Raw genomic sequence first — 18,264 nt, forward strand, 5'->3', positions numbered from 1 at the left:
TATGGAGATACTGAATACTGCCGCTACGTTGCAAGCCTACACGGAAAAGGCGCGGCGTAATGGTCAGCGCGTTGGGCTGGTGCCCACTATGGGCGCGCTACACGAGGGGCACCTACAGTTGGTGCGGGCCGCCGCTCAGGAATGTGAGGTGGTGATTGTCAGCATTTTTGTGAACCCCACCCAGTTCAATAACCCCGACGACTTTCGCCTCTACCCCCGCCTGCCCGAGGCCGACGCGGCTTTGCTGGCTCCGGCCGGCTGCACAGCGTTGTTCCTGCCCTCGGTGGAGGAAATGTACCCCCAGCCAACAGTACTGCGCTTTGATTTTGGGGCCTTGGAAAGGGTAATGGAAGGGGAGCACCGGCCTGGGCATTTCAACGGAGTAGCTACGGTAGTGAGTAAGCTGTTTCATCTGAGCCGGCCACACCGGGCCTATTTTGGGCAGAAGGACCTGCAGCAAGTAGCCATCGTGCGCCAACTAATAGCCGATTTGTCGTTTGATCTGAACCTGATAGCCTTTCCCACCGTGCGCGAAGCGGATGGCCTGGCTATGTCGTCCCGTAACCGGCGCCTGCCGGCCGAGGCCCGCGCTGTAGCCCCACAGCTGTACCGGGCGTTGCAACTAGCTGAGCAGTTGGTGCAGGCCCGTCAGCAGAGCCCACTTGAAGTTCAGGCGGCGGTTGAAGATTATTTGCGGGCTGAGGCGGCTATTACACTGGAGTACTTTACGGTAGTAAACGCCCACACCCTGCAGCCACTGACACAATGGCCGCCCGACCAGCCGGTGGCTCTGTGCCTTGCTGCCCACCTTGGCGGAGTACGGCTGATTGATAATATAGTAGTGCAGTAGCGTAGCGAATTGGTGGTTAGGCTGGGCATTTGGTTGGTGCAAATAGCCAATACCGAACTGGCAACTCGCTACATCACCTTTCGTATCTTTGCGGGCCAAAAACCACCCGCTTTTCCTGGCCATGCATATTGAGGTTCTTAAGTCGAAAATTCACCGCGTAAAAGTCACGCAGGCGGAGCTGCACTACGTGGGTAGTATCACCATTGATGAGGACCTGCTGGATGCGGCCAATATGGTGGAAAATGAGAAGGTAACCATCGTGAATATTAACAATGGGGAGCGGTTCGAAACCTATACTATCAAGGGTGAGCGGGGCTCAGGAATGATTTGCCTGAATGGGCCGGCCGCGCGCCGCGTAGCCGTCGGCGACATTGTTATTATCATTTCTTACGCCCTCATCGACTTTGCCGAGGCCAAAGCCCACAAGCCCACGGTGATTTTCCCGGATCAACACAACCGCGTAGCCTAGCCCCTAGTGGAGGCTCTTACGGAAGGAAGGCTGGCTATTCTACCTCCAGAATAGCCAGCCTTTTTGCTGCAGGAAATACACAGACTTGTACCATCATATTTCTACATGAAACAACTGCTCAATATTATCAAGTATGTCCTGCTACTGGCCGTATCGGTGCTGCTGATGCGCTACGCCTTGCAGGGCCAAGACCTGAGCCGCGTGGGGCAGTACGTGCGCGAGGCCAACTATTCTTGGCTGCTCATTACCACGGTCCTATCGGCGCTGGGCTATTTCAGCCGGGCCTACCGCTGGAAGATGCAGATTGACCCCACCGGCCACAAGCCCCGCTACTGGGACGTGTACCACGCCATGATGGTGGGCTACCTGGCCAATATGGTGCTGCCGCGCATGGGAGAGGTTATCCGGTGCTCGGTGCTGCGGCGTACCAGCGGCGTGCCGGTGCAGGTGGCGCTGGGAACCGTGGTAACCGAGCGGGTAATTGATGTGCTGGTGCTGCTGGGCCTGCTGGGGGCCACGCTGCTGCTGGACTTCAACACCTTCTGGACGTTCGTGACCGATAACCTGCTGGCCGGCCGCTACGATGCCCTGGCCCGCAACCGCACGCCGCTGCTGCTGGCGCTGGGTATTGCCACGCTGCTGCTGCTCACGCTGGCTTACGCCGTGTTCCGTAACCTGGAGCGCCTGCGCCAGAACGCATTGTTCAACAAAGCCATGACCTTTGTGAAGGGCCTGCTGGCCGGGGTGTTCAGCGTGCTGAAGATGGAGCGCAAGGGCACTTTCCTGCTCCATACCCTTTTCACCTGGTTGGTGTACTTCCTCATGGATTACCTGGCCTTCTTCGCCTTCCCGGCTACCTACGACCTGGGTATGCGCGCCGGCTTGGCCGTTCTTACGTTCGGGGCTTTCGGTATGGCCGCTCCAGTGGCCGGTGGAGTAGGGCCATTTCACATTATGGTACAGGGTATTCTGCTGGTGTACGGCGTCAGCAAGGAGGCCGGTATTGCCTATGCGCTGGTGGTGCACGGCTCCCAGACCCTGCTGGTGGTGCTGATGGGTGGCGTCAGCTTCCTGATCAGCATGATGAAATCGGGCAAAAAAGCCGTGCTGTCCGAGGTGGCGGCCTAAGCCGGCAGCTTTACTGTAGTTTAGCCGCCTGGTTGCCCTGCAGCCGGGCTGCCCTTTTTTACGACCAATTTCCCTCTGTTCGACACGTTATGCAGTGGACTAAAGAAAAAATCATGAGCCGCGAGGCGTTGCTGCCGGTAGTAGCCGGGTGGCAGGCTACTGGTGAGAAAGTGGTGTTCACTAACGGGTGCTTTGATTTGCTGCACCTGGGCCACGTCGATTACTTGGAGCAGGCCCGCCACCTGGGCCAGCGGCTGGTAGTGGGCCTGAACACAGACGCCTCCGTGAGCTGCCTCAAGCCTGGTCGGCCTTTGCAGGACGAAGTGTCACGGGCGCGGGTGTTGGCCTCGCTTTTGTTTGTGGATGCAGTAGTGCTTTTCGATGAGCAAACTCCTTTGGCCCTGATTGAAGCTCTGCGCCCCAACATCCTGGTGAAGGGCGACGATTACCAGATCAGCGGAATTGTGGGCCATGAAGTAGTGTTACAGAACGGTGGCCAGGTACTTACCGTACCGCTGGTAGCCGGCTACAGCACCACGCGCATCGTTGAGCGGATTCTGCGCGGCGCTTAGTCACGGGAGCTTTCCAGGGAGGGAAGCCCCAGACGGTGCCGGGCGCCTTTTTCACGTAAACCCTCTTTCCCATGTACCACATTAGTCCGGCCTACATCATCGTGCTGCTCACCATGCTGGCCTCCTGGCTTATCCAGATGCGCCTGCGCAGCAAGTTTGAGAAGTACTCGCAGGTAGGCCTGCGCAACGGCCTCTCCGGCCGCCAGATTGCCGAGCTGATGCTTGCCGACCACGGCATCACCGATGTGCGCATCATCAGCACCGAAGGCCAACTCACCGACCACTACAACCCCACCGACAAAACGGTCAACCTCAGCGAGTCGGTGTACAACGACCGGAGCGCCGCCGCTGCGGCCGTGGCCGCTCACGAGTGTGGCCATGCTGTGCAGCATGCCACTGCTTACAGCGCCCTGCAGTTCCGCTCGGCTATGGTGCCGGCGCTGGGTGCGGTTTCCAAGTTCATGCCCATTTTGCTGTTCTTGGGCGTCATCATGCTACGTACTACGCCGTTGCCGCTTACCATCGGGGTAGTCTTCTTTGCGCTTACTACTCTTTTCAGCTTCGTTACCCTGCCTGTGGAGTTTGATGCCTCCAAACGGGCCCTGGCCTGGATGGACAAGCGCAACATCGTAACCGCTGAGGAGCATGTGATGGCCAAAGATGCTCTGTGGTGGGCCGCCATGACCTACGTGGTAGCTGCCCTGGGCTCCCTGGCTACGCTGTTCTATTACGCCACGCTGCTAATGGGCCGCCGCCGCTAATATTCTATCTGCTTACCGCACCAAAGCGGCTACTCCGGGCAACTGGGGTAGCCGCTTTACGTTGGGCAGTTGCCCTCATTATCGGAATCCTACAAACGCATCCGTATACCCAGTATAAAGGCAACGCGGCACCATTAGAGCGTGCAAGATGTTGTAGCAGCTATAAAACAAAATCCGGCTTCCGGTCTTATTTGGCAGGCGCACCGATAAAAAACTGTGGCTTCTGCTTAATCTGCAAAAACAACGGGTTAATTTTGACCTGCCAGCGAATTTACGCTTGTCCTTGATTAGCCCATTTTCCCACCCCACCCTTTTCTTTACCGATGGATTTTCAGCTCACCGAAGAACAACTAGCCGTACAGGCCGCCGCCCGCGACTTTGCCCAGAGTGAACTATGGGCCGGCGTAATTGAGCGTGATGAACACCAGAAGTTCCCCGCCGAGCAAATCAAGAAAATGGGTGAGCTGGGTTTTCTGGGCATGATGGTAAGCCCCGAATACGGCGGCGGCGGTATGGACACGGTGAGCTACGTGCTGGCCATGGAGGAAATCAGCAAGGTAGATGCCTCCTGCTCCGTTATCATGTCGGTGAACAACTCACTGGTGTGCTGGGGCCTGGAGAAATATGGCACCGAGGAGCAGAAGCAGAAGTACCTGACTAAGCTGACCACCGGCGAAATCATCGGCGCCTTTGCCCTGTCGGAGCCCGAAGCCGGTTCGGATGCTACCAGCCAAAGCACCACCGCCGAAGATAAGGGTGATCATTACCTGCTCAACGGTACCAAAAACTGGATTACCAACGGTTCTTCGGCCTCCGTGTACCTGGTTATTGCCCAAACTGACCCCGAGAAAAAGCACCGCGGTATCAACGCCCTTATTGTGGAGAAGGATATGCCCGGCTTTGTAGTAGGGCCCAAGGAAAACAAGCTGGGTATTCGTGGCTCCGATACGCACTCCCTCATGTTTACGGATGTGAAAGTGCCCAAGGAAAACCGTATTGGCGAGGATGGCTTTGGCTTCAAATTTGCCATGCAGGTACTAGCCGGCGGCCGTATTGGCATTGCCGCTCAAGCCTTGGGTATTGCCTCGGGCGCATACGAGCTGTCGTTAAAGTACTCCAAAGAGCGCAAAGCCTTTGGCGTGCCGATTTCCCAGCACCAGGCCATTCAGTTTAAATTGGCCGATATGGCTACCAACATTGACGCCGCCCGCCTGTTGTGCCTGCAGGCTGCCCACGATAAGGATGCTCACCAGGACTACGCCAAATCGGGGGCCATGGCCAAGCTGTTCGCCTCTAAAACGGCCATGGACACGGCTGTGGAAGCAGTGCAAGTCCACGGCGGCTATGGTTTCGTGAAGGAGTTCCACGTAGAGCGCCTGATGCGCGACGCTAAAATCACACAGATATATGAAGGAACCTCCGAGATTCAGAAAATTGTAATCTCGCGGGAAATTCTCAAGTAGCTTCTGAATTGCCTTAAAGTCAGGCTTATTGCACAAAACCCAGCTAAATATTAGCTGGGTTTTGTGTTTTTGTGAATTTTTATATGTTATTTTGCATTAGATAAGTCCGGGGTGCTATTTCCTGCCCATCCCGAGTCTCACCCAACCGCTCGATAAAGATGGAAGATTATAATAAAGTGATAGAGTCGCTGGGGGTTCGCTACATCAAGGCGAAAAACCTCGTACTGCAACAGCCCTTTACCGTCAAAAACTCCTACGATGTAGGCAATAACCTGATTCTGTTACACAAGGGCCGTCTTTCCTTCGGGGATGAGGAGCAGGTAGTGGAAGAAGGGGAGATGCTGTTCATTCCGGGTGGCCGCGCTACTAAGGTTACCTACGGTGAGACCTCAAGTAAGAGCATCACCAACGATGACCTCATCACGAACAAAGACAAATTCTTTCACTCCAACTCCGACCTCGACCTGATTGGGGACGCTGAGGAAAGCCACTCTTTCGTGAGCTTTGAGGCGAAGGTGTTTGACTCGGTGAACTTCTTTGCTTCCCTGGACGTGCCGGCCTTCCTGATTAGCGGCAACTCCAAGCTGGCCAACCTGGTCATCAAAGTAGTAGAGGAAAGCCTGCAGGAACTGCCGGGCCGGGAGCGGCTTATCACAATCTACACCGAGAATATTGTGGTGGAGATAGTGCGCTACATCCTGAAAAACAAGATGTTCGTGGAGCAGTTGGCCACCAACAGCACCTACTTTAAGGATCCCCGCCTCATCGACCTGTTCAACTATATCAAGGAGAACATCGGTGGCGACCTGTCGAACAAGGTATTGTCGGGCGTAGCCAACGTATCGGAAGATTACGTGGGGCAGTACTTCAAGATGCTCACCGGCATCAATCCCCAGGATTACATTGAGTACCAGCGCATGGAGCGGGCCGTATTCCTGCTACGCACCACCAAAAAGAGCATACGGGATATTGGCAAGGAAGTAGGCTACAAGGACACCGCCTATTTCTGCCGCCGCTTCAAGATGATGTTCGGTATTCCGGCTGGCAAAATGCGCCGCCGCGAGTCCGCCATGAACATCTAAGACCACTGATTTCACAGATTTTTCGACGGATTTCACGGATTTTGTAGACCAGCCAACTGCATTAACTCTGAGTTCCAACAAAAAAGGCCTGCTACACAGCAGGCCTTTTTTGTTGTGTGTACCGACAATTGCTGGCACCCACCGGCGTGTGTGCCGCCAGATAATCGGCTACAAAATCCGCGTAATCCGCGAAAAATCCGTGGAATCAGTGGGCTGGTTGAAATGGCGGATAGTGTGCGACATTTCGGCCAGAAAGCTAGGATCTTTCTCAATATGATTCCCAACCACGATAACGTCGGCACCGGCTTCTAAAGCAGCTTGGGCTTTTTCCTGGGTATTGATACCGCCTCCCACAATAAGCGGGGTATCAACGGCCTGCCGTACTGCCCGGATCATGGCCGGCGACACGGGGTACATGGCGCCGCTGCCACCATCTAGGTACATCAGCCGCAGGCCGAGCTGCTCGCCAGCCATGGCCGTGCAGGCCGCAATACTGGGCTTGTCGTAAGGCAGGGGCGTGGTGCCGCTAATATAACTGGCAGTAGTCTGGCGGCCAGTGTCAACCAGCATGTAGCCGGTGGGCAAAATTTGCAGGTTGCTGGCGCGCAATAGAGGAGCTGCTATAACGTGTTGCCCAATCAAAAAATCGGGGTTGCGGCCCGAAATCAAGGACAGCAGCAGAATGCCGTCGGCTTGAGCATCCAGATGCAAACTGTTGCTGGGGAACAGTAAAACCGGCACCGCTGAGCGGCTCTTGATAAAACGAATGAGGGCAGCCTGGTGTACACTGGTCACCAGACTGCCGCCCATAAAAAAGTAATCAACTGTGTGCTGCTCACTAAGCTCCAGGATGCGCTGGCAGCTTTCCTCGTCCAGGTTATCTGGGTCGAGCAAAACGGCCAATGACTTTTGGCCCTGCATCCGGCGTTTGCTCAGGGCATCATACAGGCTGGTGAGGCGCATCCGCGTCGTCGTGGTGATAAGTAAAATCGATATCCTTGGTTTCGGGCTCAGCATGAACCGAGCCGGAAGCTGCAAGGTCGGGATTTTTAAGCATTGGCAAATATTCCCCGGCTTTCTTTGCCACGTAGGCCATCAGCACTGCCGAAGCCTGAGCGACCAGCACTTTACCAGTATCTGACTGCAGAAATGATTTAATGGCCGAAGCAAAAATGGAAGACGCCTCTTGCTGATGGGGCGGGGGAGTGGCTGCCTGGTAGGCAGTAATTGGGTAGCGTACGGAAGTATTTACCGGCTGAAAAGGGTCGGCATCGGTGTGGTACACATCAGGCGCAATATCGGCACGCTTAGAGGCCGGGGTTGGCTGCGTACGGATTTTGGCGGGCTGATGATGGCCTGAGCCAAACCCTAGGTCATCGGTAACAGCAGTATCGGCAGTAGTGGAGGTTGGTACCCGGCGCGGACGAGGAGCACTTGGTTTCAGGTGGCGGTTGTACTCGTCTTGGTGGGGGCCTTTCAGCTTTTTGGGCGACTTGCGGCCCCCAAGGGCTTTGCTTAGCAGCCAGGCGCCGCCCAAAATGCCCGCACCAATGGCTACGTACTTGCCAACCTCCTGGGTTTTGGCTTTAATTTCCTCTACGTCGCCCAAAAGGGCACGCTCGTATTCCAGCTTCTGATGCTCCAGAAACTCCTTCTCGTCCTCGAACAGTGGGTTGTGCAGATCGGCCATTGGTGAATTAGGCTTGGCGTTTGTCGGATTTGTAAATAGTGTTGTTTAGCAGCTTATCGGCCAAGCCTTGGAACAGCTTTTTGTCGATGCCTACTACAAAAATGATGAGCAGCAGCAGATAGAAGCCCGCTACAATACCGAAGCCCCAGTACGGGCTGTCTAGCACATCATTGAGAAGCAAGGCCACAAACAGATTCAGGAATACAAAAAACAGCAAACCGATGAGCCCTAGCGTAACGCCGTGTACGGTGCCAACAAAAGCAGTTTTAACTTTTTCCTGCGCTTCAAGGCGTACCAAATCAATGCGCGTATCGAGGTAGCCCATCAGGTTGCCCATCAGGTTATCGGTGCGGGGCGTTTTGGAAGTGTCGTCTTCGGTGGAGAATAAGGCCATGGGGAGAAATTTTGCAGAAAACGATGTTACAGAGTAGCCGGCTGGAAAGCCGGATGCGTACCAGTTTCACAGTAGCAACCTCTTACGGAAAAGGCCACATCGTGTCTGAAAATTGCCGTACTTTTAGCGGTCTACCCAGTTGCCGTTGAGTCAGAATCATTACCAAGTATTAGGCGTATCGTCCTCCGCATCAGCGCCCGACATTAAGCGGGCCTACAAGCGGCTGGCAGTGCAGTACCACCCCGACAAGCACGGCGGCAGCACACTATACGAGGAGTTATTTAAGGCAGTGGCCACCGCTTACCATGTGCTCGGTGACCCTGGGCGGCGGGCCCAGTATGATTATCAGTTGCAAGTGGCCGCGCGCCGGGCCGAGGAAGCGCGGCGGCAGCAACAGTATCAGCAGCATAGTCAGCGGGTGTACGGTGTGCCCATGCCGCCCCCAGCCCCGTTGCGCACCCGCCCCCCGGCGGGTGCGCAGGAGCGGCACTACCGGCCAATTCCGCGGCAGAAAGTACAGTTTACTCGTCGTGACTATTGGGTAACGGCGCTGGCGGCCCTGGGCTTTCTGCTGTTCATTCTCTCGGTGAAAGTCACGATGGACCACGTATCGGGGGTACGTAATTACGAACGGGGCGTGGCCGCCTACGCCCAAGCCAACTTTGAAGGCGCCCACAGCTACTTCACCGATGCCCTGCACTTCAAGCCGGGGTATGAGCCTGCGCTACGCCGCCGGGGTGAGGTGGAGCAGCTGGCTCACCGCAACTACGCAGCGGCCCTGCGCGACTACCGAGCGGCCTTACCCGACGCTGAAGCGCCGTACCGCGCTAAACTCTGGCTCCGGATGGGGCAGTGCTGGGCCATTTTGCAGCAGCCTGATTCGGCCCAGTTTGCCTACCAGCAGGCCCTGCAGCTGGATAGTACTGTGGCCAGGGCCGGTTTGCTGCGGGGGGAGTTTCTGTTATTTGAGCGGCAGCAGTTTGCCCCCGCAGCCAAGCTGTTCAGCCAGGCCCTACGCCACGCTCCGGCCCAGTCGCGGCTGCAAGCCCGCTTGCTCACGTTTCGGGGTCTGGCTCAGTTCAAGCTTCGGCAGTTTGATGCCGCCCAGAGCGACTACTGGGATGTACTGACGATTACACCGCGCAGTGGGCAGGTATATTTCCTGCTGGGCCGGGTGGCGCAGCAGCAGCGCCGCTCAGAGCAGGCCTGCGACTATTTTCAGAAAGCCATCCTGCAGGGCTATGGCTTCGCCCGCGCCGCCCGCGACACTACCTGCGCACGCACTGGGCAGCCCGTGGGGCAGGTAGTGAAGGCGGAGCGCTAGGGGTTAGAAGTGCCAGCGTACAAAGGCCTCAATACCCTCGTACTCAGGTAGGCCCAGTTGGTCATAGAGGCGGGCGGTAGTGCGGTTTCGTTCTTCGGCTCGTTGCCAGAATTCGCGCTGGTCGGCCCCCGGAAACAGCGGCCGGTCTTTCTGGCTCTGGTGTTTGAAGATGGCCCGGCGCTTGCGCGTGAGCTCCTGGGGGGAGAGTGGCACCGCCATTTCAATCTGATCCACGTCCCACTCCTGCCAGGCCCCCCGGTACAGCCACACCCGGCACTCCGACAGCCACGCGGCCCCCGCTGCTTTCAGGCGGTGCATGGCTTCAAAAATAGCGGCCAAGCACACGCGGTGCGTGCCGTGCGGGTCTGATAGGTCGCCGGCGGCGTACACCTGCTGCGGTTGTATGTGGCTGAGCAGTTCCATGGTCAGCCGGATGTCCTCTTCCCCAATTGGCTTTTTGCGCACCCGGCCGGTTTCGTAAAAAGGTAGGTCCTGGAAGTGAATGTGCTCATCCGGAATTCCGGCGTAGCGGCAGGCACTCTTGGCTTCACCCCGCCGAATCAAGCCCTTGATCTGCTGTACTTCCTCGGAGTCGACCTGCCCGGGCTGCTTGTTGCGCAGAAACTCCGCCACGCGGTGGTAAAGGGTTTCGGCCGGCTGCTCATCTAGGCGGAACATGCTGTCGTACTCCGCTACAAATTCCGCAAACCGGATGGCCTCGTCATCAAACACGGCAATATTGCCCGATGTCTGGTAGGCTACATGCACCTCGTGGCCCTGGTCAACCAGCCGCAACAGTGTGCCACCCATGCTAATCACGTCGTCGTCGGGGTGGGGCGAGAAAATGAGCACTCGTTTGGGGAAGGGAGCGGCACGCTCGGGCCGGTCAGTATCATCGGCGTGGGGCTTGCCCCCGGGCCAGCCGGTAATAGTGCGCTGCAGTTGCCGAAACACCCGGATATTGATGTCATAAGCCAGCCCCGACTCGGCTAGCAGTTCTGAGAGGCCATTTTCATTGTAGTCTTCATCAGTGAGCTTGAGAATAGGCTTTTGCAGGGTGCGCGCCAGCCATGTCACCGCTTTGCGCACGGTGGGAGCGTGCTGCCAGTTGAGGTGGCGGCCTACCAGCCAAGGGGTTTTCAGGCGGGTGAGTTCTGCCCCGGCCGCTTCATCTAGCACCACTTGTACGCTAGGATGCTGCTGCAGGTAGGTGGCCGGCACCGAATCGGTCATTTCCCCCTCCACCATGCGCTTCACCACGGCCGCCTTGCCCTCGCCCCAGGCCAGCAGTACAATGTGTTGGGCCTCCAATATGGTGCCTACGCCCATGGTTATGGCCCGGCGCGGTACGTTTTCCTCCCCGTAAAAGTCAGATGCGGCGTCGGTGCGGGTAATATGGTCGAGGGTAATCAGGCGGGTGCGGGAGGCGGACCCGGAGCCCGGCTCATTAAAGCCAATATGGCCCGTGCGGCCAATACCCAACACCTGCAAATCAACCCCACCGGCTTCTCTGATCTGCTCCTCATAACGCCGGCAAAACTCGGCCACCTGCTCTTGGGGCAGGGTTCCGTCGGGAATGTGTACGTTCTCGGGCCGGATATCAATGTGCTCGAACAGGTATTCCTGCATAAAGCGCACATAACTCTGCAGAGAGCCGGGTGCCATAGGGAAGTACTCGTCCAGGTTAAACGTCACTACATTCTGAAAACTCAGGCCTTCCTCGCGGTGCAGGCGCACCAGTTCCTCATACAGCCGGGTAGGAGTAGAGCCCGTGGCGAGCCCCAGCACGCAGGGGCGGTGCTCAGCGGCGCGTTGCCGGATCAGGTTGGCAATTTGCTGAGCCACCGCCACAGAAGCCAGCTCTGAATCGGGATACACGGTGGTGGGCAGGCGCTCAGCGCGCAACTCGGGCGTGGTTTGCATAGGAGGCAGAAGTAAGTGCAACGGGTACGAACGACGAGGGAAGTACACGTTTCTGCACGAGAAACTCCAGAGATACCCAAATCTTTTTGGCCAACCAGCTGGCGTATGTCTTGGCACTACCTCAGCCCACTTTTCAAAGGAAGCGGCATGTCACAGGGGCCCAATACTTCAGCGGATAATATCATCCCAGGTTTAGGCAGGCGGGCCTGTAGCTGGCATTTACAGCTTATCTGCCTTCCTGCAACCAACATTAGGATGCATTCTGGCATGTCACAAGTGGGGCGTACCCTTCCTTTTCACTACCCGCTTCGTCGTGCACCTTGCAGAGTAGCGCACCTGACCTCTTCACTCTCTCCGCCCTAGCCCATGCTTTCTGCCACCAACAAAGATGCCGCCTTGCTGAAGCTGGGATTTACCCGGATTTCCCTGTATCGTTCCTGGGACTATCCCATTGGCACTGCGGAAGAAACCATTATTCCGGCCTCCGATGTGCGGTATCTGCACCAAACTGTCGCTACCGACGGCACCCGGCTGTATGCCTACTCTTGGGTAGAGGAACCGGGCCTGCTACTTACCACCGAGCGGCATGTTTCGGCCTTGCAGCAGGTCGTAGCCGAGTTGGAAACCAATGATTTGTCGCTGCTTGAATATCTGGTTGACACGTTCTTTCAGCAGCATGGTGGCCGTGGCTCGCACATCATATCCGCTCTGCATCGTTCGCACTCCGTGGCTTCGTAACCGTCAACCCAACGCCAATCCTAAGTGATAGAAAACAAAAAACCCTCTTAGCGAACTGCTAAGAGGGTTTCTGTGGTAATGATTGGAATCGAACCAACGACACCAGCATTTTCAGTGCTGTGCTCTACCAACTGAGCTACATTACCAGCTCGTTGTTCCCCGGGGCGTTGTAGCCATTAGGGAGCACAAAAGTAGTAAAGGATTTGCAACCTGCAAGAGTAACCACAACTTTTTTTCGTGCAGATAAACTAACAGCTGGAAAAGCTGTAATTTGTTATGCATAACGAGTATATTTCGGCCTAAACCCCAAACCTACCCAAATTCCCGTGCACTTCTCCATCCAAAACCTCCTCTTCCTGCTGGTGGCGGTAGCGGGCTTCGGCCTGTTTGCCTGGCAAGCGCGGAAGATTCGGGCCAATATCCTCGTCGGGCGCGACCGGGATATGAGCGGCCACGTTACTGAGCGCCTCTGGAATACGCTGCTGGTAGCCTTCGGGCAGCAGAAGATGTTTAAGCGCCTTACGCCAGCCATCCTGCACCTTATCGTCTACATCGGCTTCATTGTCATCAACATTGAGGTCATTGAAATCATGGTGGATGGCCTGTTCGGCACGCACCGGTTTCTGCAGTTTCTCGGTCCGCTGTACTCGGCTCTCACTGGTACCAACGAGGTACTGGGCGCGCTGGTGGTACTGGCCGTAGTAGCTTTCTGGTGGCGCCGCAACGTGGGCGTGGTGCGTCGTTTCACGGGCCCCGAGCTACGAGCCTGGCCCAAACTTGACGCTAATGTGATTCTGTATGTGGAGGTGATTCTGATGGTGGCGCTGTTCACCATGAACGCCGCCGACCTGAAGCTGCACCAGCTAGAGGGCAAGGATTTGCCTGGCGCATTCCCAGTTAGCAGTCTGCTCACCGGTTTATTCCCGGACAACCTCACTGCTCTTGTCGTACTGGAGCGCGTGGGCTGGTGGGCGCACATTGTGGGCATTCTACTGTTCCTGAACTACTTGCCCAGCAGCAAGCACTTCCACATCATCATGGCCTTCCCCAATGTGTTCTACTCCCGGCTGGTGCCGCAGGGGCAGTTCTCGAACGTGGAGAGCATCACCCACGAGGTGAAAGCCATGATGGACCCCAGCTACCAGGTACCCGCCCCAGCCACCAATCCCGATGGCTCGGCCGCCGCGCCCACTCCCTTCGGCGCCAAAGACGTGGACGATTTGGCTTGGACCAACTTGCTCAACGCCTACTCCTGCACCGAGTGTGGCCGCTGCACTTCGGTGTGCCCGGCCAACCTCACCGGCAAGCTTCTCTCGCCCCGCAAAATCATTATGGACACCCGGGATAGGGTGGAGGAGAAATACAACTCGCCGTTGATTTTTCACCCCAGCCTGTACGGGGCGGAGGCCAAGCATAACCCCCAAGAGCAGCTCGACAAGGAAAATCATACCCTGCTGCGCGGCTACGTAACGCCCGAAGAGCTATGGGCCTGCACCACCTGCAACGCCTGCGTGGAAGCCTGCCCCGTGAACATCAACCCCCTGGAAAGCATTATCGAGATGCGCCGCTTCCTGGTGCTAGAGGAGTCGGCTGCCCCCAACTCCCTGAACGTGATGTTCAGCAACATCGAAAATAACGGTGCCCCCTGGGCTTTCTCGCCTTCCGACCGTTTCAACTGGGCCGACGACTTGTTCGTGACGGAAAAATAAGGGAGTTGTCAGTTGCTGGTTGTCTGTTGTCAGAAAATGGACGACGACAAGCCCAACTGACGGCCCTGCCTGACAACTACTAACTGACAACTGTCAACCAACTATAATGGCTGAGCAAACTGCCAAACGCCCCGTATCTGTTCCGCTGATGGCCGACCTAGCTGCCCGGGGCGAGTCGCCGGAAATCCTGTTCTGGGTGGGCTGCGCCGGCGCCTTCGACGACCGGTATAAGCGCGTAACCCGCGCCTTCGTCCGCATTCTGGAACACGTGGGCGTGAGCTACGCCGTGCTGGGCATGGAAGAATCCTGCACCGGCGACCCGGCCAAGCGTGCCGGCAACGAGTTCCTGTTCCAGATGCAGGCCATGACCAACATTGCCACCCTCAATGGCTACGGCATCAAAAAAGTAGTAACGGCCTGCCCGCACTGCTTCAACACCATCAAAAACGAGTACCCCGCGCTGGGCGGCGAGTTTGAGGTGATTCACCACAGCACCTTCCTGCAGCAACTCATCAACGAGGGCAAGGTGACGGCTAAAGGTGGGGAGTCGTTCAAGGGCCGCCGCATCACCTTTCATGACTCCTGCTACCTGGGCCGCGCCAACAATATCTACGAGGCCCCGCGTGAGGTGCTGGAGGTATTGGACGCCGACCTGCTGGAAATGAAGCGCTGCAAAACCAACGGCCTCTGCTGCGGTGCCGGCGGCGCCCAAATGTGGAAAGAGCCCGAGCCCGGCAAGAAAGACGTGAACGTGGAGCGTGCCGAGGAAGCCCTGGCTACTTTGGATGGCGACGCCGATGTGCTGCTGAGCCTGCAGGGCGTGGAGAGTACCGCTCCTGTGCTGCCCGCCGGCTCCAACCGTGGCGGTAGCGTTATTGCCGTGGCCTGCCCCTTCTGCATGACTATGATGGCTGATGGGGTAAAGAACAAGGAGCGTGAATCAGACGTGCAGGTGTTTGACTTGGCGGAGCTGATTGCCTCTGCTGAAGGCCTCAACGCGTAGCGAGTTGTCAGCCTTCATATGGGACGCTGGCAATTAAAGCTGGCAACGCCCAACGAAACAGGAGCCCCGCACCGGAACTTCCGGGTGGGGCTCTTTCTTTGTAGTATAAGTAGCCCTTTCTCCTCGTTATGTACGTTCCCTTCCACCAGCTGCCCGCTTCGGCCCGCCTCTGGATTTACCAGGCAAACCGGCCCTTCACCCCCACCGAGCAACAGGCGTTGCAGCCAGTTCTGCAGCAGTTCGCCACCGACTGGACTAGTCACGGCCGCGCCTTAGCGGCTTCCGCCGTTATTCTGCATCATCAGTTTTTAGTAATTGGCCTTGATGAAGCCGTAGCCGATGCTAGTGGGTGTTCTATTGATGCCTCCGTGCGGTTTGTGCAGGGCTTGGAGCAGCAGCTTGAAATCCAGTTGCTGGAAAAGTCTCAAATGGCATTTCTGGTGAGCGGCGAAGTACAGCTTTTAAGCCGCCAACAGCTCAAGCAGGCTATCAGCAACGGAACGGTGGCAGCCGATACGCCCTATTTTGATAATACCGTGGCTACCCAGGCACAATTGCAAACCAAATGGCCTGCTCCGGCCGTTACCACTTGGCTAGCTCCTTACTTTTCTCCCGGCAATCTGTAGCCTCCGAAAGGAAAATTCGCAGAATCAGTGGTATTATTAACACCAGGTTGCAGCGCAAGCAGTCCTCGGCCAAGGCACACGGTAACTTCTCTTTCTATGAAACACTATCTTCTCTCCTGCGCACTGGCCAGCGGCTCGATTATCGTGGTCGGCTGTGCCAGCTCCACTACCCTGTCCAAAGCAGATAAGCGCTTCACCCGCGGGGAGTATGAGGCGGCTATTACCCTCTACAAAGCCGATGTTGCCAAAGGAAAAAATATTGCCCAATCGAACTACCGGCTAGCCGAGTCCTACCGCCTGTCTAACCGCATCGACCAATCCGAGTCCTATTATAAAGCTGCCTTGGATGGCGGCGTGAAGAATGCAGACGCGGGCTACTATTATGCGCAAGCACTCCGAGCCAATGGAAATTTCGAGGAGGCAGCCACCCGTTTCGAAACCTATGCGCAGAACGGGGCCAACCGCACCCTGGCTGCCCGGGCTGAAACCGATGCTAAAAATGCCCGCTTGGCCACCAGCGTGGTAGCTATGCGCACCAACAACGAAGTAACACCCCTCGACCAGGTCAATACGCCTGCCGCCGAGTTCAGCACCACTCGTATGCCCGATACCAAGGAATTGGTATTCGCATCCGGCCGCGAGGGCAAGGTATTCGCTGGCAACGGAGAAGGATACAACGACCTGTACGCCGTCAAATTCGACGACGACCAGAAAATGACGGGCGGTACCATCCGCAAACTCGACCCAATTTTCAACTCCGCTGATAAGCACGAAGCCAGCGCCACCTACTCGCCCGATGGCAAGATGATGGTGTTTGCCCGCTCCAACAACGGCTCTAAGAAGGGGTATTTAAGCGTCGACCTGTGGGCTTCTTATTATAGGAGCGGAGCATGGACTGAACCCGAAATCCTGCGCGGGGTCAATAGCAGCACCGCCGATGAATTCTCCCCGGTCTTTTCCCCCGATGGGCAAACCCTGTATTTCACCTCTACTCGTAAGGGTGGGCTAGGTGGCAATGATCTGTACCGGTCATCAATGGAGAGCCCCGGCCGTTTCTCCACTCCCGAAAACCTCGGCGACCAAATCAACACGCCCGGTAATGAGAATTTTCCGGCCGTGGCGCCCAATGGCACCCTCTATTTCTCCTCCGACGGTCATCCGGGCTTAGGCAAGCTGGACATCTTCAAGGTTGAAAAGGGAAAGGTTGTAAACCTGGGAGCACCCATCAATAGCAACGGTGACGACTTTGCCCCCTTCTTTACGGATCAGAGGGCAGGCGTTTTCTCCTCCAATCGTTCCGGTGGTAAAGGCTCCGATGACCTCTATATGTTTCGGGAGAAGCCGCTCAAACTGGTTACCTTCTATATCGACGGTTCGCTGGTAGAGCGCAACGACAGAACCGGGGAAACTGCCCCCGTTGCCAGCGAGGCAGTTACTCTATATAATAGCAGCGGCCAGAGGCTACAGGAAGTCACTACTGGCCCTGATGGCAAATTCAGCATGAAGCTGGATAGCTCAGCGGCTAATTATTCCCTCATAGCAGATCGTAACGGGTACTTCACGGCTCGTAACTCGCTCACCACCGTTGGTCGCAAACCTGCTCAAGATGCGCTGCCCGACCTAATGAACGATGTGAAAGTACCCGTTACACTCACTCTAACTAAAATCGTGAAGAATAAGGCCATCGTAGTAGACAACATCTTCTACGATTACGACAAAGCCGAAATTCGTCCCGACGCTGCCACAGAACTTGATAAGCTGGTACAAACCCTGAATGATAATCCCAAAATCACTATCGAACTCAGTTCACATACCGATTCGCGGGGTAAGGATGCCTACAATATGACCTTGTCCCAGAAACGAGCAGAGTCAGCAGTAGCCTATATAGTGTCTAAGGGCATAGATAAGTCCCGCATCACAGCCAAAGGCTACGGCGAATCACGTCCAGTAATCAAAACCGCCAAAACAGAGGAGGAGTACCAACGAAACCGCCGCACAGAATTCAAAGTGACGAAAGTATCGGAGTAGTTCTGCGCTCTGGCACAACCACAAAAGCCCGCTTGGTACACCCGAGCGGGCTTTTATGGTTATGCCAGAGCGCATCTTCCAGTCGTTTATAAAAGGCAGGGAACCAAAAGTCAAAAAAATAAGCTTCTCTACATACATGAATGCTAGGTAGATAGTAACTATCTGCGCGGCCTTGAACGGATATTTTCGCGTCTGGGTTTGGAAGTTCCGCCCCAAAGCCCCACTTTTGCACTCCCAATCCGAAACGCGGGTGGGGCCGCTGCCAACCCTTGGGGCCACCAGCGCGCCAGCTCTACCTTGCCTGCCGGCATCTGGCTTCAGCCCGTTGGGTTCCCCGGAAACACCGGCTGAAAAAAAGATAGCCACCAGGGTTGCAAATGGCAGCGAGAAGTTGCTACCTTTGCACCCCGCTTCAGAAGGAGGCGCTTTTTACGAGTCCGATACGAAAAACTTTTTTCGCCTGACTCTTGGAAAAAGGCAGAACAGTCGCTTACCTTTGCAGCC

At 56.3% G+C, this 18,264-nt stretch carries 17 protein-coding genes and 1 tRNA gene; 13 read left to right on the forward strand and 5 right to left on the reverse strand.

Annotated features, from left to right (window positions below; genetic code table 11):
- Nucleotide 1 precedes the first annotated feature (1 nt).
- From panC to ROI90_RS17595, 7 genes are all read left to right on the forward strand, one after another.
- Nucleotides 2-850, forward strand: a complete 849-nt coding sequence (gene panC, locus ROI90_RS17565; protein WP_315999666.1) for a pantoate--beta-alanine ligase — start codon at nt 2-4, stop codon at nt 848-850.
- A gap of 121 nt (nt 851-971) precedes the next feature.
- Nucleotides 972-1,319: an aspartate 1-decarboxylase gene (panD, locus tag ROI90_RS17570; RefSeq protein WP_315999667.1), complete on the forward strand. Its 348-nt coding sequence runs from the start codon at nt 972-974 to the stop codon at nt 1,317-1,319.
- Between the two features lie 105 nt (nt 1,320-1,424).
- Nucleotides 1,425-2,447 (forward strand): lysylphosphatidylglycerol synthase transmembrane domain-containing protein, encoded by a 1,023-nt coding sequence (locus ROI90_RS17575; protein ID WP_315999668.1) that lies wholly within the window; start codon nt 1,425-1,427, stop codon nt 2,445-2,447.
- A gap of 89 nt (nt 2,448-2,536) precedes the next feature.
- Entirely contained in the window at nt 2,537-3,019 is a 483-nt protein-coding gene (rfaE2, locus tag ROI90_RS17580) for a D-glycero-beta-D-manno-heptose 1-phosphate adenylyltransferase (protein ID WP_315999669.1), read from the forward strand.
- A 71-nt stretch (nt 3,020-3,090) separates the two neighbouring features.
- The gene (locus tag ROI90_RS17585) at nt 3,091-3,780 is read left to right on the forward strand and encodes a zinc metallopeptidase (RefSeq protein WP_315999670.1); all 690 of its coding nucleotides are present in this window, start codon (nt 3,091-3,093) and stop codon (nt 3,778-3,780) included.
- A gap of 323 nt (nt 3,781-4,103) precedes the next feature.
- Nucleotides 4,104-5,243, forward strand: coding sequence for an acyl-CoA dehydrogenase (locus ROI90_RS17590; RefSeq protein WP_315999671.1), 1,140 nt, complete (start codon nt 4,104-4,106; stop codon nt 5,241-5,243).
- Nucleotides 5,244-5,401: 158 nt separating this feature from the next.
- On the forward strand, nt 5,402-6,325 hold the full coding sequence (locus tag ROI90_RS17595; RefSeq protein WP_315999672.1) for a helix-turn-helix domain-containing protein: 924 nt from the start codon (nt 5,402-5,404) through the stop codon (nt 6,323-6,325).
- A gap of 168 nt (nt 6,326-6,493) precedes the next feature.
- On the opposite strand, the gene ROI90_RS17600 is transcribed toward ROI90_RS17595, so the two are convergent.
- Genes ROI90_RS17600 through ROI90_RS17610 form a run of 3 tightly spaced genes read right to left on the reverse strand, consistent with a single transcriptional unit; the run spans nt 6,494 to nt 8,409 of the window.
- Complete coding sequence (locus ROI90_RS17600) at nt 6,494-7,288, reverse strand: phosphoglycerol geranylgeranyltransferase (protein WP_315999673.1); 795 nt, start codon at nt 7,286-7,288, stop codon at nt 6,494-6,496.
- On the reverse strand, nt 7,266-8,015 hold the full coding sequence (locus tag ROI90_RS17605) for a hypothetical protein (protein ID WP_315999674.1): 750 nt from the start codon (nt 8,013-8,015) through the stop codon (nt 7,266-7,268). Before ROI90_RS17605 ends, ROI90_RS17600 begins: the two co-directional genes overlap by 23 nt.
- A gap of 7 nt (nt 8,016-8,022) precedes the next feature.
- On the reverse strand, nt 8,023-8,409 hold the full coding sequence (locus ROI90_RS17610; protein ID WP_315999675.1) for a phage holin family protein: 387 nt from the start codon (nt 8,407-8,409) through the stop codon (nt 8,023-8,025).
- Between the two features lie 145 nt (nt 8,410-8,554).
- Between ROI90_RS17610 and ROI90_RS17615 the strand changes: the two genes are divergently transcribed.
- The gene (locus ROI90_RS17615) at nt 8,555-9,733 is read left to right on the forward strand and encodes a DnaJ domain-containing protein (protein ID WP_315999676.1); all 1,179 of its coding nucleotides are present in this window, start codon (nt 8,555-8,557) and stop codon (nt 9,731-9,733) included.
- Nucleotides 9,734-9,736: 3 nt separating this feature from the next.
- Here ROI90_RS17615 and nagB read toward each other — a convergent pair whose 3' ends face one another.
- Nucleotides 9,737-11,656, reverse strand: a complete 1,920-nt coding sequence (gene nagB / locus ROI90_RS17620) for a glucosamine-6-phosphate deaminase (RefSeq protein ID WP_315999677.1) — start codon at nt 11,654-11,656, stop codon at nt 9,737-9,739.
- 366 nt (nt 11,657-12,022) lie between these two features.
- Between nagB and ROI90_RS17625 the strand changes: the two genes are divergently transcribed.
- Nucleotides 12,023-12,394, forward strand: coding sequence for a hypothetical protein (locus tag ROI90_RS17625; protein WP_315999678.1), 372 nt, complete (start codon nt 12,023-12,025; stop codon nt 12,392-12,394).
- A 73-nt stretch (nt 12,395-12,467) separates the two neighbouring features.
- Here ROI90_RS17625 and ROI90_RS17630 read toward each other — a convergent pair.
- Nucleotides 12,468-12,540, reverse strand: a tRNA-Phe gene (locus tag ROI90_RS17630).
- A 180-nt stretch (nt 12,541-12,720) separates the two neighbouring features.
- On the opposite strand from ROI90_RS17630, the gene ROI90_RS17635 reads away from it, so the two are divergent.
- The 4 genes from ROI90_RS17635 to ROI90_RS17650 all read left to right on the forward strand — a co-directional run bounded on the left by ROI90_RS17635 (nt 12,721) and on the right by ROI90_RS17650 (nt 17,760).
- On the forward strand, nt 12,721-14,103 hold the full coding sequence (locus ROI90_RS17635) for a 4Fe-4S dicluster domain-containing protein (protein WP_315999679.1): 1,383 nt from the start codon (nt 12,721-12,723) through the stop codon (nt 14,101-14,103).
- 106 nt (nt 14,104-14,209) lie between these two features.
- Nucleotides 14,210-15,106: a (Fe-S)-binding protein gene (locus tag ROI90_RS17640; protein WP_315999680.1), complete on the forward strand. Its 897-nt coding sequence runs from the start codon at nt 14,210-14,212 to the stop codon at nt 15,104-15,106.
- A gap of 128 nt (nt 15,107-15,234) precedes the next feature.
- Complete coding sequence (locus tag ROI90_RS17645) at nt 15,235-15,732, forward strand: hypothetical protein (RefSeq protein ID WP_315999681.1); 498 nt, start codon at nt 15,235-15,237, stop codon at nt 15,730-15,732.
- Between the two features lie 96 nt (nt 15,733-15,828).
- Nucleotides 15,829-17,760 carry an OmpA family protein gene (locus ROI90_RS17650; protein ID WP_315999682.1) on the forward strand — a complete coding sequence of 644 codons (1,932 nt, stop codon included), beginning with the start codon at nt 15,829-15,831 and terminating at the stop codon, nt 17,758-17,760.
- Nucleotides 17,761-18,264: the final 504 nt, after the last annotated feature.

Source organism: Hymenobacter endophyticus (assembly GCF_032464715.1).
Taxonomy (GTDB): domain Bacteria; phylum Bacteroidota; class Bacteroidia; order Cytophagales; family Hymenobacteraceae; genus Hymenobacter; species Hymenobacter endophyticus.

Bases quoted from the DNA above. Each gene is read 5' to 3' on its own strand.
- panC (WP_315999666.1), top strand. From the start codon at position 2: ATGGAGATACTGAATACTGCCGCTACGTTGCAAGCCTACACGGAAAAG.
- panD (WP_315999667.1), top strand. From the start codon at position 972: ATGCATATTGAGGTTCTTAAGTCGAAAATTCACCGCGTAAAAGTCACG.
- ROI90_RS17575 (WP_315999668.1), top strand. From the start codon at position 1,425: ATGAAACAACTGCTCAATATTATCAAGTATGTCCTGCTACTGGCCGTA.
- rfaE2 (WP_315999669.1), top strand. From the start codon at position 2,537: ATGCAGTGGACTAAAGAAAAAATCATGAGCCGCGAGGCGTTGCTGCCG.
- ROI90_RS17585 (WP_315999670.1), top strand. From the start codon at position 3,091: ATGTACCACATTAGTCCGGCCTACATCATCGTGCTGCTCACCATGCTG.
- ROI90_RS17590 (WP_315999671.1), top strand. From the start codon at position 4,104: ATGGATTTTCAGCTCACCGAAGAACAACTAGCCGTACAGGCCGCCGCC.
- ROI90_RS17595 (WP_315999672.1), top strand. From the start codon at position 5,402: ATGGAAGATTATAATAAAGTGATAGAGTCGCTGGGGGTTCGCTACATC.
- ROI90_RS17600 (WP_315999673.1), bottom strand. From the start codon at position 7,288: ATGCGCCTCACCAGCCTGTATGATGCCCTGAGCAAACGCCGGATGCAG.
- ROI90_RS17605 (WP_315999674.1), bottom strand. From the start codon at position 8,015: ATGGCCGATCTGCACAACCCACTGTTCGAGGACGAGAAGGAGTTTCTG.
- ROI90_RS17610 (WP_315999675.1), bottom strand. From the start codon at position 8,409: ATGGCCTTATTCTCCACCGAAGACGACACTTCCAAAACGCCCCGCACC.
- nagB (WP_315999677.1), bottom strand. From the start codon at position 11,656: ATGCAAACCACGCCCGAGTTGCGCGCTGAGCGCCTGCCCACCACCGTG.
- ROI90_RS17625 (WP_315999678.1), top strand. From the start codon at position 12,023: ATGCTTTCTGCCACCAACAAAGATGCCGCCTTGCTGAAGCTGGGATTT.
- ROI90_RS17640 (WP_315999680.1), top strand. From the start codon at position 14,210: ATGGCTGAGCAAACTGCCAAACGCCCCGTATCTGTTCCGCTGATGGCC.
- ROI90_RS17645 (WP_315999681.1), top strand. From the start codon at position 15,235: ATGTACGTTCCCTTCCACCAGCTGCCCGCTTCGGCCCGCCTCTGGATT.
- ROI90_RS17650 (WP_315999682.1), top strand. From the start codon at position 15,829: ATGAAACACTATCTTCTCTCCTGCGCACTGGCCAGCGGCTCGATTATC.